A 13,988-nucleotide genomic window follows, 5' to 3' on the forward strand; every position below is an offset into this window, starting at 1 on the left:
TGAAGCGGAGTGACGCGCGGCCCTGAGTCGCGCCGTCCCATCTCAGCGGAGGGCCTTCTCCAGCTCCTCGCGGCTGAAGTCCCTCGAGAGGTTGTTCGGGTCCCAGAGGGCGGCCAGCTCGACGATGGCCGGCAGCAGGGCCTGGATGCGGTCCTTGAGCCTGGCGCGCACGTGCTCCTTGAACCGCTGGTTCTTCATGCGGGCCAGCTCGCGCACCTCTTCCGGGACGCGGTTGACCAGGTCGTCGAGGGGGCGCAGGCCCCGCTCGAGCGCGCTGTCGACCTCGCTCTGCAGGTTGCCCGGCAGGGCCTTGAGCTTGCTGGCGGCGTCCTTGCGAGTGATTTCCTCGATGTGCTGACGGAAGAGGTAGGACTCCGCGAGCTGCTCGAGGGTCTCGCTGCCCAGGGACTGGACGAAGATGCCCTTGAACTTGTCGCGGAACTTGTTGTCGAGCTCCTCGGTGAGCCTCCAGTCGGTGTCGATGGCCGAGCACACCTTGTCCTTGAAGCCGGAGGCCTCGCTTCGCTGGGCCGAGCTGGGCACGCGTGAGGCCCAGTCGGAGAGGTAGCCCTTGGCCTGATCGAGCATGACCTTGGCCTTCCCCAGGTCGTTCTTGTCACGGTACGTGTCGACCTCCGCCCGCGTCGCGTTGAAGAGCAGCAGGACGCTGCCCTTCTCCGCCTGCACCAGGCTTTGGTAGGCCGACACCAGGTTGCGGTAGTGGCCCTTCTGCACCTGGTAGATTTCGGAGCCACCCTGCACGGCGTCCAGCAGGTTGCGGTCGATTTCGTCGGGGATGTCGACATCGAACAGCGAGGCGACGAGCTTGGCCAGGTCCACGCCCTTGCCGCCCAGGAGCTTGTCATCGAGCTTGAGGGCCACGTCGAGCGACTTCGCGGTGGCGCGCGAGACGCTCTCGCTGGTGCGCTTGAGCACGCCCGGGGCGAGTTCGTCGACAATGGACTGCGCCATCCGTGAGACTTGCTGCACCACCTGACGCTGGTCGTTCTCGAAGATGACGTCCTTGGACAGCAGGAAGGTCCACTTGTCCCACAGCTCGCCCAGCATCTTGTTGAGCAGGTCCTGGTGGACGAGCAGGTCGTCGTGGAGCTGGGGCGTCTGCACCTTGGCCAGGGAGTCGAAGAAGGCCATCTCGTGCTCCAGCGCCTGGTACCAGAAGAGCTGGAGGGCGGGCGAGAGCATGTTGTCCTTGGCGGCATCACCAAAGGCGCGGCTGATGTCGGCCGTGGCCGTGGCGCAGCGCTCCTGCCACTTGCGCTGCGTCCCCAGATTGCCGGCGCTGGTGCGCTCGCTGGCGTCGAGCATGGCCGAGAGGGCTTGATCGGCCGCGTTTCCAACCTTCACGATGGCGTCGCTCAAAGCGCGCTTCACCGTGTCGGGGGCGCCCTCCGAGGCGCGGTTCAACCGTTCGTTGAGTTCAGAGACGCGGCTTGAATACCAGCCCATGGAGTGCTCCTTACAGGCTCTGCTCGCTGGTGATGCGCCAGGGGCCACCGTTGCGGCGTTGGACCGTCCAGCGCCGCCGCACGTCGACTGAGTTGAAGGTGCGGGTCTGGCCCTCGAAGAGGCCGACGTGGTCCAGCTCCAACTCGACCTCCTCGATGCGCTGCAGGCCCGGGGCCTCGTCGCCTTGGATGACGACCCGTACATCGCCCATCCAGCGCACCCGCGCGTCGAGCACCTTGTTGAGCAGGAGTTGCCGCGAGCGCACCCACTCACTGTCGCGGCCGTTCCATGTCCAGACCGGGTAGTAGATGGGCCGGTCGGTGTCTGGCACGGCGCGCCAGTCCGCGAAGAGGCCGTTCCAGGTCTCCTGGTCGCCGCGCTTCACGGCCGAAATCATCGCGGTGAGGACCTCGCGCGGGCTCGCGTCGTCGGCCGGAGCGCCGAAGCTCTCCTGGCTGAGCGTCTCCTCTCCAGCGAAGCGCGGTCCGCCCTCGCTCGAGTCACTGACGTCGACGCAGACCACGCCGCCGACCAGAGCGGCGACGGGCTCTACCTCCAGGCCGGCGGCGGTGCGGCCCGAGCCCGCGAGCAGGCGGGGATCCGGAAGGATGCGGCCGAGCACGGCGATGTCGAGCCTCACCGACGGGGCAACGCGCTTCTGGTAGCGCTGCATGGCGGAGAAGACCTTGTTCATGGCCGGGGTGTTGGCGGGGCAGAAGACCCAGGCGCCGGACTGGTTCCAGGCCAGGTAGCCCTTGCCCATGTCGACCAGCCACTCGCGCTGCGTCACCGTCGGCAGTGAGACCAGCTTGCCCGTCACCGCCGAGCGGTCACCCCGGAAGGGGTCGACGACAGGGAAGGCGCTGAGCGTCTCTCCCGCACGCGCCTCCAGCAGGGCCTTCCACGCCGCCGCGGCCTGGAGGCCAATGGCCTTCACCTGCTCCTCGCCCCGGGTGCGGAACTCGAGGGCATCCGCCGGGAGCGTGACGAGGTCTCCATCGAGACAGGCACGCACCGTCTCCCAGTCCTCGCGCATCGCCGTCGCGAAGGGGCCGGGATGATGCTCGACGAGGAAGTCGACGCGGGCCTTGTGTCCGAGGTGATTCGCGAGCTCCGCGCGCGTCCCTCGCGAGGTGCGCCAGGCGCCGAAGGTGCTGTCGAGCAGGCGCTCCCAGTCGAAGACGCGCTTCTCGAGCCATGACATCCAGGTCTCGTTGAAGCCGTCGCGACCCATGCGCTCGGGTCCTCCCGGTCCGATGAGCTGCCGCGTCGTATCGGCGATGCTCCAGGTGCGTTCATGGAGCAGGGCGCCGCTGAACTCGTGCTCCTCCCAGCCCTCGCCGGGCTCGCGCCGGCGAACGATTCGCACCTGGACCTGGTCACCCTCCTTTCGCCCCTGTTTGTCCCAGGTCTGGTTCTCGGCGTACTGGCCGAGCATGAAGGGCACGGTGCGCTGCGTGGTGGCCAGGTCGGGTGGCTTGACGACGGGCTGACCGTCGATGGCGATGACCCGGTCGCCCACGCGCAGTCCCGAACCGCGGAAGCCGCTGTCCCAGGAGATCCACGCCACGTGGAGGTGGGGCGTCAGGGCGTCGAAGCGCGCGTCGAGCTTGAGGCCGCTGCGCAGGCCATCTTGGAGGTATTCCTTCTCGGCGCCACGTGGGTTCATGAAGGCGTCCCTGCCCTGAATCCCCGCCCCCTGCGGAGATGAGGCGTCGTTCTCTATCTCGCGGGCCTCGGCGCTTCAAGGAAGGGGGACGCCGGAGCACCTTCGCCCGCGTCTCGACATGGGTGTCCGAGACGACTGGCTTGCTCGTCCACGTGGGGACCGATGCCTCGCGGTCACCTCGTGCTGAGCAGGAAGGGTGGCGTGGCAGGCGCAGGTCCGTGAGGCCGTTGCTGGACTCGCGCAACAGGCGCCGAGCGTGGGCCCCGTTCAGGACGACGACAGGGTCCAGCGGCTCCCGACGAATTGAGCCAATGACTCTCCACAGGGGAACTGTAGATGGCCGCGGTTGAAACCGTCGCGTGAGTGAAGCCACCCGAGCCGATCCGCGGCCTCGACCACCTCGTCCGCCCTGGCTTCTGGGGGCGCGAAGAGCTGCACGCAGCGACGGGGAGACGGTTTTCACGAGCAACTCCCGGTCAGTTCTCGCGAGCGCTGCGGACCAACTGAGTGGCGGGAAGCTCCGCAAGCAGGTGGTCGATGCAGGTACGTACCGCCGCCGTCAGCGACCGATGGGCGCGGTAGAGCAGATAGACACCGGCAGCCTCCCCTTCCCAGCCTTCCAGGACTCGAGCCATGTGCCTCTTGTTCACATCCTGGGCGCACAGCGACTCGGGGAGCATCGCGATGCCGACACCCGCGAGCACCGCGCGATAGGCAGCGGAGAACTCGCTCACGTAGAGGCGCGGCGCGAAGGTGAAACGTCGCTTCGTGCGACCTTGGGCGAGCGTCCACGTTGCGTGGCCGTCCGTGGCGCGCGTCGCGATGCAGTCGTGAACGGCGAGCTCCTCGACTCCGCGAGGCGTGCCGTGCTCCTTCAGGTAATGCGGGCTCGCGAACAGCAACTTTCTGGTCGTTGGGCGGACCTCGCGCGCAACAAAGTCGTCGGTGTCGTTCAATTTTTCCGTCATGATCGCGATGTCGAAGCCGCTGTCGGGGTCGGGGCGACGTCCGTCGATCTCCAGGTCGATCGACACCCCCGGGTGCTTGGCGAGGTACAGGTAGACCACGTTGGCGACGGCGGCTCCGAAGGCGGTCGGCGCGGCGATGCGAACGCGGCCGCGAGGTTCATCCTGGAGCTCGCGAACCCGCCCGGTGCCTTGCGCGAGGTCGTCCATCGCGCGTTCGGCATGGTCGAAGTACTTACGCCCCGCGTCCGTCAGGCGAAGCGTCCTCGTCGTGCGCTCGAGGAGCCGCAGGCCGAGCGCCGACTCGAGCCGGGCGATGCGGCGGCTCACCGTCGAGACGGGAACCCCGCGCTCACGAGCAGCGGCAGAGAAGCTCCGCCGTTGCACCACTCGCACGAGCAGAGCGACGTCGTTGAGGTCCAGGTCTATTTTTGCACGCATGATAAGAGTCCGTTTCCGATTGGCATACTAGTGCGTGCTCGTCCCGGCCGGTATCTCGTTGCGCATGACATGGTCGACCGAACAGACGCGCTGGCTCATGAAGGTGCTTCAGCCAGAACAAACCGTGGCATCGCTTCCCGGGGCTGCGGCGCTCACCGAGCCGATGCGCGCGGCTCTGCTCGGCCTCGCTCCGGACGCCTACTCAACCGAGCTCGGGCGCCTGCGGGCAGGCGCGAAGGAGGCCGCGCGCGAGCTGCTCGCGGATCCCGCGGTGGGCGCGATGGTGGACCGCCTTCCCTTGCGGCCCGGGGCGAGGGTTCTCGCGTTCGGCGATAGCCACACCTCTGATCCGCAGTCGTGGGCAGTGATCCTGAACGAGATGTTGGCCGCGCGCCGTCCCGCGGATGGAATCTCGATCGACGTCAGCGCTGTCGCCGGTGAGACGACAACGCACGGCCTGATTCGAATCGGCGGGGTCATCGCGAGGAATCCAGACTGGATCTTGTTCTTCATCGGAATGAACGACGCTCGAACACAAGGCCCGACGCCGAGCAAGACGCTCGTCGCTCCCGAAGAGACGGCGCGCAACCTCGCGGAGCTCCGCAAGCGCGTCTCCCGGGAGACGAAGGCACAGTGTCTGTGGGTAACTCCTCCCCCGGTGCTCGAAGATCGCGTGTCGAAGCATTGGGGGTTGTCCCGCTTCGGGGTTCGCTTCCGCAACGAGGACATCGCCCGCGTCGCCGAGGTCATTGCCGCCTTCGACGAGCCCGCGATCGAACTGTTCGCGAGGCTCGGCCTGCCACCCCCGCAGGATCTGCTCATGGAGGACGGGCTTCACTTCACGCAGGAGGGGCAAAAGAGAATAGCGCTCGAAGTCGTGCGCGGCTGGGCCGACGCGAGGGCGCGATGAAGTATCTGGTCACGGGCGCGACCGGTAGCATCGGCTCGGGGGTAACCCGGTGCCTCCTTTGTATGGCCGCGCCAGCTTCGACTTGCTGCTCCGTCGCGTGCTGCTCAGCGTCTGAGCCTGCCGACCCCACGAAGTGCGGGAGCGCCACGGAACGGGGCGGCTCCCACTGGACCCGAATTTCCGGTAGCCACAGGCCAGGTGAAGAGCGCCCGGAGTCGAGACGATGCTCGGCCTCCGGGCGCCCTGGGGGCTCAGCGATTCACTTCACATGGAAGGCGAGGTCGTCCACGTCCGTGGTGCTGCCGCCGGGGCATGCGCCCGACAGGGTGGAGGGACGGAGGACCGCCCGGACGGCCTGCGTGGTGCCCGACGGGAGCGTATAGGTCTTCGTCACCCACGCGTACCCGGCGCTGGACAGCGTCGTCGTGCCCAGGCTCACCCAGGTAGGGCTCGAGGCATTCGCCGCGCGGAAGATCTCCAGTTGCTCTCCCGCCGCCGAGGCATACGCGCTGACCTCGACACGCACGCTCTCGCCCACCGCGAGCTCTCGGTCCACCCGCGGCGTGATGACCGGGTTGTCGACCGTGGTGACCCGAACCCGCTCGATGGAGGGGTGGGAGAGGTAGTCGCCGGAGGCGCCATCCGCGCAGGTGCCTTGCAGGGTGTTGGGCTGGTTGGCTTCCGGGTGCACCACTCCGCGCCCCTCGTAGAAGCTCCCGGAGTCACACGCCGTACCCACTGTCGAGCAGTACCCCACCTTCAGCACCGGATCGAACTCCGCGAGCCGGGTGGTGGCGGGCATGCAGGTCAACCCCGCCGCGGCACGCGCGCACACGTCCGCGTAGCTGTCTCCATTGACGTCGCCCAGCGCGAGCGTCGCGCCGTACTCCTCGCCCGACCAGTTGGCGGCATCTCCGAAGTTCGTGTTGAGGACGTAGCGGTAGTTCCTGAAGGAAGTGCCCGTGGAGAAGGCGCAGACGATTCCCGTCGAGTGCCGGCCGCACACGTCCGCGTAGCCGTCCCCATCCACATCGCCCAGCTTGATGGACTTGTAGCGCGACGGGCTCGTGGCCCACCCCGACGCGTCATCGAAGGCCATCTGCGTCCAGAGGGACGGCGTGCCGAAGCCGCTGCCCGTCGACAACGCGCACAAGATTCCGTCAGGACCCCGGACGCAGAGGTCGGCGAGGTTGTCGTTGTTCACCTTCGCGAGCTGGAAGGTGGTGGCGTACTCCGGCTGCGACCAGGACGACGCGGTGAATGCCGAACTCCACTCCGCCGCCGCCGCGAAGGTCGTCCCGCTGAAGAGGCTGCAGACGATTTTGCCGTTCGCGTCCCTGCCACAGATGTCTCCATATCCGTCCCCATCGACGTCCCCGACGCGAATCGAGCCGTAGCGAGCCTCCGTGGCGTTCCAGCCATTCGCATTCGAGAACGACGTCGAGGGCCAGGCCGAGGTCTGGAAGCCCCCTGTGAGCGCCTTGAAGCAGAGGTAGCCATCGACTGCGCGAATGCAGGCATCCGCCTTGCCATCGTTGTCGATGTCCGCGAGCTGGAAGGTCGTGCTGTACTCTCTCGGCTTGTAGCCCAGGGTGTCCGACACGACGGAGAGCCACAGCGCCTCCGCCCCCATGGAGCCGTCGGCGTTCGACAGGGCGCAGCGGAGGCCCGCGCTGCCTCGACCGCAGACATCGGCCCGGCCATCCCCGTTGAGGTCTCCCAGTCGGACGGTGCCGTGGTAACCGATGTCGGTGTTCCACAGGTCCGCGTCGGACAGGTAGGTCGTCGTCCAGTGGGTCGGTGACGGGAAGCTGAGCGTTCCCCGGACGCCCGGAATCGCGTCGAGCGGGACGAAGACATACGGGGTTCCCGACCTGGCCTTCAGCTTGGTGACCAGGGACACCACGAGGTCATAGGACCAGGTCGTTCCGGCGAGGCCCTCTACCGGGCTTGCGTCGTGCAACTGCAAGATGCCCCGCTCCCGCGGGCCCGCCACGGTGCCTGCATCAGGGTTGGTTACATACGGGATCTCACCTTCATAGATGTAGCTGTCGGCACACGCCGCGGGCGTCCCGCCCAGCCCCGCGCAAGCCCAGTCATGGGCATCCCAGTCAAAGCAGAACGGGCCGGCCATCTTGGACAGCAGGGGATCGTTCCGGAGGTGGTTCGCGACCGCCGCCGACCCGTCGCAAGCATTGACGCCGTTGTGAGGATTCTGACCCCACTTGTCGCCGGGCGCTCGGAAGAAATACATGCCGTCGCTGATGTGGGGATCCAGAAGGACCTGGGTATTGTGACTGGTAGGGATGTCCGATCTGTTCATGCGTCAAGACGCGGTCGGTCCGACTTGCCGTCTCAGCCTCCTTGGCCGGGGCGGATTGAATGCAAGCAACGCTCAGCAGGAGCGGAGTCAGGAGGAGGATTTTCATTGAGTTTGTGTGGGCCGTGTTGGGGGCCGCCTCATCTCCTATCACTCACGTCCGGCGTCCCCACGCCTCATGTTGCGTCATTCATATCGTCGGACGGTCTACCCAGAATTCGGAGTCAACAAGGGCACGCCCCGGCCTCGAGGTTCGTGTCAGGTCCGGGCCCGCCAGGTCAGCCACTCCCCCGGACGTGCCAACTCCACGTTCACCTTCCGCGTGCGCGCGGCGGCCAGAAGCAGCGCTTCCGCGTCCGGGACCTCCTGGTAGTCCTCGGAGGCAGCGAGGCCGTAGTGGATGGGCACGAGGAGCTTTGATCCCAACACCACGGCCGCGGCCACCGCCTGCTCCGGCGTCAGGACGGCATGCACGTCGCTCACGGGCTTGCGCCAGCCGAAGCGCGCCCCGTTGATAGGCAGGAATGCCGCATCGAAGGGGCCGAACTGTCGCCCGATGTGCCACCAGGAGCCATGCCACAGCGTGTCGCCGCAGTGGATGATGCGGCGGCCTCCACCGGAGACGATCCACGAAACCTGGGGATCCCCATAGCCATCCACCGCGGGAACGGCGGTGGCGGTGAAGTCATTGAGCAAGAGGGGCTCGTAGAGCGGGGCGGACCGCACGCGGAATCCCGACGCGGAAGCCGCCGCGGCCATGTCCGGGGCGCACACCAGCGTCCCGCTGTCCCCCAGCGCCTGACGGACGGCCACCCGGTCGAAGTGGTCGGGATGGCGATGCGTCACCAGGACGAAGCGGCCCCCGTCGCTCACGTCCAACGGGACGAGCGGGTCCTTCAGCGCGGCCCCCCACACGGTGGGGTCGCTCAACGGGTCCAGGAAGAGCGTGTCCTGTCCGAGCCGCAGCCGCACTCCGGCCCAGGCCAACCGCTGGGCGCGAAGCGCGGCGCTGTCGACAGGCTTCGTCGCACGGCCCGTCCCAGGGGGGAGCAGGACCGCGCCCGCGGAGAGCGCCACCGCCGCACGCAGGAAGTCCCGACGGCCCGTCCGCGAAGGCCGGGCCCTCTTGCCCAGTCCCTCCGTGTTCGAGGGTTCCATCCGGAATGGAGAGAAGGAAGTCAGGGCGTCCTGGCTCACCGAGCCCCCGGGGAGGCCACGAGGTTGATGCCGAAGAGACGCACGCCGGTCTCGGTCCGCGGCTGATGACGGCTTGCCGGCGGGAAGAACAGGTATGAGCCCGGCCCCAGGCGCTGCTCCCCTTCGATGAGCTCACCGCTCACCACGAGGACCTCCTCGCCGGTGTCGTGGACGTCCACCCAGGGCCACTGACTCCCGGGAGCCATGTCCACGACCCAGACCCTCACGTCGCGAGGACCTGGCAAGTCCCTCCGAAGGCAGCCGGGGCCGACGACGACCGGTTCAATGTCGTCGATCCGCACGGACGACCATGGGGGTACGGCAAGGCTCTGAATCCTCGGGAAGCTGTCTGACCGGGTCATCCGTCCGTGCTCCTGGCGCTGGGACACCCACGTTAAGGGGACCCATTCCATGAGCGCAGCGAAACGATTTCGCGATGATGCTGAACCGGGCTCATGTGAAGCTGACCGGCATGCTCGAGCTCCGTCACTTCAAGCTGATTGCCGCGGTCGCCGACACTGGAAGCCTGGCCGCGGCGAGCCGGCAGCTTCACCTCACGTCCTCGGCACTGAGCCATCAACTCCGTGATGCCGAGGAGCGCCTGGGCGTGCAGCTCTTCCAGCGCCGCCTGCGCCGCCTGCTCCTGACCGGCTCAGGCGAGAAGCTGCTCCTCTCCGCACGGCGGGTCCTGAGCGAGGTGGCCCAGGCCGAGGCGGTCTGCCGTGCGCACCCGCAGGACGACCTGCTCCGGCTCAGCACGGGCTGCTACACGGTGTATGGCTGGCTGCCGCCCATCCTGGGGCGGTGGCAGGCCGAGCACCCACGCGTCGAGCTGCGCATCGTCCTGGAGGCCACGCGTCAGCCTCTTGGGGCGCTGCTGAATGGCGAGCTGGATCTCGCCTTGACCACCGACGTCCCGCCGCAGGCCCGTCTGGCACAGACCGCGCTCTTCGAGGACGAGCTCATGCTGGTGGTCCCCGAGGACCACGCGCTGGCGCGGCGGGAACATGTCACGGCGGAGGACCTGGTGAGGGAGCACCTGCTCACCTATGCCGCGCCTCGGGAGCAGCTCGATGTCTTCACGCGCGTGCTCTGGCCCGCGGGCATCGAGCCGCACCGGGTATCCCCCGTCCCCCTCACCGAGGCACTGATCGAGCTGGTGCGTGGCGGTATCGGCGTGACGGCGCTGCCTCAATGGATGCTGCCGGACCAGCGCCATGGACTGCGGACCGTCCGGCTCACCCCTCGGGGAATCAGACGCCGCTGGAGCGCCGTCACCCGCGCATCCCGCCAGCGCCCCGCTCCACTGACCCACTTCATCCAGTTGCTCCGCGAGCGCTTCTCCCTCCACGGCAAAGCAAGGCCACGGGCTGCCTCACGGCGAGGCGTGCCGCCGCGCATGGGTGTGTGACTCGGCTTTCGGCCCCTCAGAGCGTTTGAGTCCTCTGAGAGGAAAGCCGAGAGTTGGTGCCCACAGTTCGTTCACGTCTCGTGGACACCGAGATCGCTACTACAGCGCGAGCCCGATGTTCTGCCTCACCATCACGACGTTATCGAGCTTCTCCCCAGACCCGCCGCCGCCGCCGTCGCCCAGCTCGGGACTGTCCGTGATGCTGAGGGACGCGATCTTCGACCGGTCGAACAGGGTGCAGCAGGTCGATCCGCCGAACGCGAAGTGGCCAATCTCGTCGCCCCGCTGCACCAGGTCACCCGCCTTGACCGTCGCCACGCACGAGGACACCTCCGTCAGCCCCACGAAGACCATGGCGACCTCTCCGATGGCCGGATTCTCGGACTCGATGAAGAGAACCGTCCGGGTGTTGACGTGGCTGAGGAAGGGGAACGACGACGCGTAGTCCTGCTGCGGTGCCGGCTGCGCGAAGAAGAAGCCGGGGACCGTCCGCACCTTCTTGATCCGGCCATTCACCGGCGAGTGCCACCGGTGGTAGTTGAAGGGCATCAGGACGATCTGCACCCCAGGACTTGAAGCCGCCATGCGGCGCGGAGGGGGAATAGACGTAATCGTCCAGGCTCTGGTACTCCCGGGCGTCCGCGCTGAGCCAGTTCCCGGACGAGTCGTTCATGTAGGCGAGGGAGGCGGGCGTCTCCAGCTTGTCGTGATAGGCCTTCAGGATCGCGGAGAAGTAGGGCCGGATTCCCTCATTGGTGAAGAAGGCCCAGCCGGGGCCGTTCTCCATGAAGGGCTGCAGGACCGTGTAGAACGGCAGCGCGGCCATGAAGTTCGCATCGTATTTCGGAAGGCTGTAGAGCGCGTTGTCGAGTTGCTGGAAGAAGTCCGCGGGAGTCTTGATGTTGAGCGGGTTCTTCTGGTTGGCCGCGTCCAGCATGCTTCCGATGTAGATGCGGAGGAAGTCGTTCTCGGGACGCTTCACATACTCGACCAAGGCCTACACGGACGGCGCGAGCTCCTTGGGATGCTTGCGAGGGCTCTCCGCGAACAGGCGATTGGACTCCATGGCCCTCAACGCGGCCTGAGCGGGAGCTACCCTGGAGAGGAGTTCGAAATAGGAGACGCGCTTCATGGAAAGGCACCTTTCGTGAGAGTGCAAATGCACACAAACAAGAGACAGACAGCGGAGCGCCGCCTCGCAACGTACCGCGCACCCCAAAGCACTACAATTCTGAGCGAACACCTTGCGTCCGGGATGGCCGATGGCCCCTCATTCTGTAACACGCGAGTCCGACAGCACTTTGGCCCACCCAGCGTGAGTCGAATGGGGACGGCGTAGTGGACTTCCAGTGGGTGCAAGGGGACCGCGTTCCGAGAGGACCGCAAAGAGAATTTTCCAATCAAGTTCGGCGGCCATACCAAAGTCAGTCACTCAATGGCCTCATCATTGAGGACAAGTGGCCACACGAATGCCTCGCCACTGACGTCGTGGGCGCCCATTGCGTCACTGCACGCGAGCGAGGCGCGCACGAGCCCCAGGCGTGCCGCATTCTCGAACGAATGGCCGGCTGGACGACGAGTGCTCCACAGGCGCGATAGGCCTCCCGCTGACCAGCCTCGTCTTCGCGCCGTTCGCCACACGGCCTACTGCAAGCGCTGCCGGGTCGATTGTCTCTTCAATCGCTTGAAGCAGAATCGAAGGGAAGCAACATGCTACGAAAGGCGCGCCTCCAACTACTTGGCGATGGTCCTCTTGGCCTCCATCCGCCTCTGGCTCAAATTTGCGAACACGCCCTGGTCGGACGCACTCACGCCCCGAGCGGACGGAGTGGATGGGCAAAGGCGGGAGCGGCCCTCATCTACGAGGACCTGGGCGTGGCCACGGTACTTCCCGCGACCACGCCCTCCCAGACGCGTGTCTGCTTTCGCCCGGAGTTCCTCGGCCCTATCCCGTCCCTCAGTAGAAGGTGATGGTGAACTGCTCCCATTGCCCCACGGCGGCGCCGGCGGCATACACCGAGCCGTCGCCACCGTTATCGGCATACAGGTAGCGGGGGTTGAGGAGATCGTTCGTCGACAGGGCCACGGTGTCTCCGGTGCCGATGGTGAGCAGGCCCGTGCCGGCTATCTTCAAGATGCGGAAGGTTTCATAGTTGCCAGGCGCCGTGGGGGTGGCTGTCACCCCCGAGCCGCCACCGTTCACGGCCATGACATAGTTACCTGAGGCCGTCTGCAGGTGGATGAGGTCGCCGGTCTGCAGTTCGAACCCGTTGCGGTCCACCAGTTGGAACTTCTCCCAGGGACCCACGCCGGCACGATTAGCGTTCACCGCGCCGCCGCCGCCGCCCTCGGCCACCACGTAGTGGCCGCGCAAGGCACGCAGGGAGATGGTTCTCGAGTAGAGACGCGCCACGGTTGCCGCGTCCGTGATGCTCAGCGAATCGCGCTGCCCGATGGCCTGCCCTCCCAGTGGCTCGATGGTGGGTAGCCCATTCCTCGAGAACGCCGTCCTCGGGTAGTGCATGATGGAGCCGTAGTCATAGGCGAGGATGTCGTCACCGTCGGCGATCTGCTGGCTGAAGTTCTGCTCATAGCCCGCGGTGATGTTCTCGGGCCGGATGAGCACGTAGGTATTGCGGTCCTCGCGCGACTGCTCGTGCCACAGACCCAGGGCGTGTCCGATTTCATGGATGATGTTGCCCGTGCTGCACGCGGCCTCCAGCGACACCATCTGCCTGCCACCAATCCGTCCCACGTGGGCACTGCACCCGGTGCCCGTCTGGAAATTGACGTAGTTCGGGTACAGCGCCGCGTTGAGCACGGTGCGTTGCACGAAGCGCAGGTGCGTACGCTGTTGCCAGTGATTGATGGCGTCCGTGATTCGCGCCTGGTTTGGCACAGCCGCGTCGATGGTGTAGGGCACCTCGGAGTTGGGCCAGCGGAAGTTTGCTCCGGTGATGGCCACGCCCTGGGCATGGACCCCCGGGGCGTGGATACCTCCCCGGGCATTCACCTCGCGCACGCGCGCCTCCATCTCCTCCACCGTGCCGAGAACCATGTCTCCCTCGAGGATGGCCAGGCCATCCACCTCGGCGTACTTCACTGGCACCAACTTCCCTCTCGCGGCGTTCCAGGCGTAGCCCTCGCGAACCGGGGCGCCAGCAGGCACTCGGGCCATCTCCGGGTCCAGGGCGGGACGCGACTCCAATCCCTCACCGCAGGCGGTGAGGAGCAGGCTGGGGATGAACAGTGCAACCAGCGCGGACTTCAATGTGCTTCGAAGCATGGTGCCTCCTTTCCGGAAGGCATTCCGGGGAGCAGGAGACAACCACACCACTCTGACATTTGTCGTTTGAAATCAAGGACCGTCATCAATTCGCGACATGCCCCGGAGACTCCGCCGCATGGAGGATGCACTGCGTCTGGACTCATGAGCGCCAAGGCGAACGGACACATGTGGATTCCCCGTACATCTTTTAACTCTAGACCTCGGGCTCCAGGCGTAACGTCAGTTCATGACAAGCCCAGGCGCAAGGGCTCCACCAGGAAGCGGGGGAGGCATTTCAGCGCCTTTGGGGCTCCAAGCATCCGGTTCGCCTCCGCTAAGG

11 protein-coding genes and 2 pseudogenes are annotated in these 13,988 nt (G+C 66.5%); 3 read left to right on the top strand and 10 right to left on the bottom strand.

From position 1 onward, the window contains the following. Nucleotides 1–42: 42 nt before the first annotated feature. The 3 genes from D7Y11_RS27020 to D7Y11_RS27035 all read right to left on the bottom strand — a co-directional run bounded on the left by D7Y11_RS27020 (nt 43) and on the right by D7Y11_RS27035 (nt 4,542). Nucleotides 43–1,467 carry a hypothetical protein gene (locus tag D7Y11_RS27020; protein WP_126935139.1) on the bottom strand — a complete coding sequence of 475 codons (1,425 nt, stop codon included), beginning with the start codon at nt 1,465–1,467 and terminating at the stop codon, nt 43–45. Nucleotides 1,468–1,477: 10 nt separating this feature from the next. Next, entirely contained in the window at nt 1,478–3,136 is a 1,659-nt protein-coding gene (locus tag D7Y11_RS27025) for a hypothetical protein (protein ID WP_126935140.1), read from the bottom strand. A 476-nt stretch (nt 3,137–3,612) separates the two neighbouring features. Further along, nucleotides 3,613–4,542 (bottom strand): LysR family transcriptional regulator, encoded by a 930-nt coding sequence (locus D7Y11_RS27035; RefSeq protein ID WP_126935141.1) that lies wholly within the window; start codon nt 4,540–4,542, stop codon nt 3,613–3,615. Between the two features lie 34 nt (nt 4,543–4,576). Between D7Y11_RS27035 and D7Y11_RS27040 the strand changes: the two genes are divergently transcribed. Next, nucleotides 4,577–5,452, top strand: a complete 876-nt coding sequence (locus D7Y11_RS27040) for an SGNH/GDSL hydrolase family protein (protein ID WP_233607404.1) — start codon at nt 4,577–4,579, stop codon at nt 5,450–5,452. Nucleotides 5,453–5,711: 259 nt separating this feature from the next. Here the strand turns inward: D7Y11_RS27040 and D7Y11_RS27045 are convergent, their stop codons facing one another. The 3 genes from D7Y11_RS27045 to D7Y11_RS45010 form a co-directional block, all read right to left on the bottom strand. Continuing rightward, a complete protein-coding gene (locus D7Y11_RS27045) occupies nt 5,712–7,586 on the bottom strand; it encodes a VCBS repeat-containing protein (RefSeq protein WP_158642001.1) in 1,875 nt (624 codons plus the stop codon). A 444-nt stretch (nt 7,587–8,030) separates the two neighbouring features. Continuing rightward, nucleotides 8,031–8,930, bottom strand: coding sequence for an MBL fold metallo-hydrolase (locus tag D7Y11_RS27050; protein ID WP_126935143.1), 900 nt, complete (start codon nt 8,928–8,930; stop codon nt 8,031–8,033). A 35-nt stretch (nt 8,931–8,965) separates the two neighbouring features. Continuing rightward, nucleotides 8,966–9,382 carry a cupin domain-containing protein gene (locus D7Y11_RS45010; RefSeq protein ID WP_126935144.1) on the bottom strand — a complete coding sequence of 139 codons (417 nt, stop codon included), beginning with the start codon at nt 9,380–9,382 and terminating at the stop codon, nt 8,966–8,968. 59 nt (nt 9,383–9,441) lie between these two features. Between D7Y11_RS45010 and D7Y11_RS27060 the strand changes: the two genes are divergently transcribed. Further along, on the top strand, nt 9,442–10,380 hold the full coding sequence (locus D7Y11_RS27060; RefSeq protein WP_233607405.1) for a LysR substrate-binding domain-containing protein: 939 nt from the start codon (nt 9,442–9,444) through the stop codon (nt 10,378–10,380). A gap of 99 nt (nt 10,381–10,479) precedes the next feature. Here D7Y11_RS27060 and D7Y11_RS44460 read toward each other — a convergent pair whose 3' ends face one another. The 3 genes and pseudogenes from D7Y11_RS44460 to D7Y11_RS45015 form a co-directional block, all read right to left on the bottom strand. Then, a complete protein-coding gene (locus D7Y11_RS44460) occupies nt 10,480–10,965 on the bottom strand; it encodes a phosphatidylserine decarboxylase (RefSeq protein WP_126935146.1) in 486 nt (161 codons plus the stop codon). A 55-nt stretch (nt 10,966–11,020) separates the two neighbouring features. Next, nucleotides 11,021–11,362, bottom strand: a pseudogene (locus D7Y11_RS44465) (phophatidylserine decarboxylase associated domain-containing protein); the annotation flags it as partial. Nucleotides 11,363–11,377: 15 nt separating this feature from the next. Further along, entirely contained in the window at nt 11,378–11,512 is a 135-nt protein-coding gene (locus D7Y11_RS45015) for a hypothetical protein (RefSeq protein WP_255431138.1), read from the bottom strand. 510 nt (nt 11,513–12,022) lie between these two features. On the opposite strand from D7Y11_RS45015, the pseudogene D7Y11_RS44470 reads away from it, so the two are divergent. Continuing rightward, nucleotides 12,023–12,136 (top strand): annotated as a pseudogene (locus D7Y11_RS44470) (IS5/IS1182 family transposase); the annotation flags it as partial. Between the two features lie 201 nt (nt 12,137–12,337). Here D7Y11_RS44470 and D7Y11_RS27080 read toward each other — a convergent pair. Next, nucleotides 12,338–13,666, bottom strand: coding sequence for a M12 family metallopeptidase (locus D7Y11_RS27080; protein ID WP_172808825.1), 1,329 nt, complete (start codon nt 13,664–13,666; stop codon nt 12,338–12,340). Nucleotides 13,667–13,988 lie beyond the last annotated feature (322 nt).

This window comes from Corallococcus sp. AB018, assembly GCF_003986945.1.
Lineage (GTDB): Bacteria > Myxococcota > Myxococcia > Myxococcales > Myxococcaceae > Corallococcus > Corallococcus exiguus.

Coding starts and splice junctions, on each gene's coding strand:
- D7Y11_RS27060 (WP_233607405.1), top strand. CDS start 9,442: ATGCTCGAGCTCCGTCACTTCAAGCTGATTGCCGCGGTCGCCGACACT.
- D7Y11_RS27020 (WP_126935139.1), bottom strand. CDS start 1,467: ATGGGCTGGTATTCAAGCCGCGTCTCTGAACTCAACGAACGGTTGAAC.
- D7Y11_RS27050 (WP_126935143.1), bottom strand. CDS start 8,930: ATGGAACCCTCGAACACGGAGGGACTGGGCAAGAGGGCCCGGCCTTCG.
- D7Y11_RS27080 (WP_172808825.1), bottom strand. CDS start 13,666: ATGCTTCGAAGCACATTGAAGTCCGCGCTGGTTGCACTGTTCATCCCC.
- D7Y11_RS27045 (WP_158642001.1), bottom strand. CDS start 7,586: ATGGCCGGCCCGTTCTGCTTTGACTGGGATGCCCATGACTGGGCTTGC.
- D7Y11_RS45010 (WP_126935144.1), bottom strand. CDS start 9,382: ATGGAATGGGTCCCCTTAACGTGGGTGTCCCAGCGCCAGGAGCACGGA.
- D7Y11_RS45015 (WP_255431138.1), bottom strand. CDS start 11,512: ATGAAGCGCGTCTCCTATTTCGAACTCCTCTCCAGGGTAGCTCCCGCT.
- D7Y11_RS44460 (WP_126935146.1), bottom strand. CDS start 10,965: ATGGCGGCTTCAAGTCCTGGGGTGCAGATCGTCCTGATGCCCTTCAAC.
- D7Y11_RS27035 (WP_126935141.1), bottom strand. CDS start 4,542: ATGCGTGCAAAAATAGACCTGGACCTCAACGACGTCGCTCTGCTCGTG.
- D7Y11_RS27025 (WP_126935140.1), bottom strand. CDS start 3,136: ATGAACCCACGTGGCGCCGAGAAGGAATACCTCCAAGATGGCCTGCGC.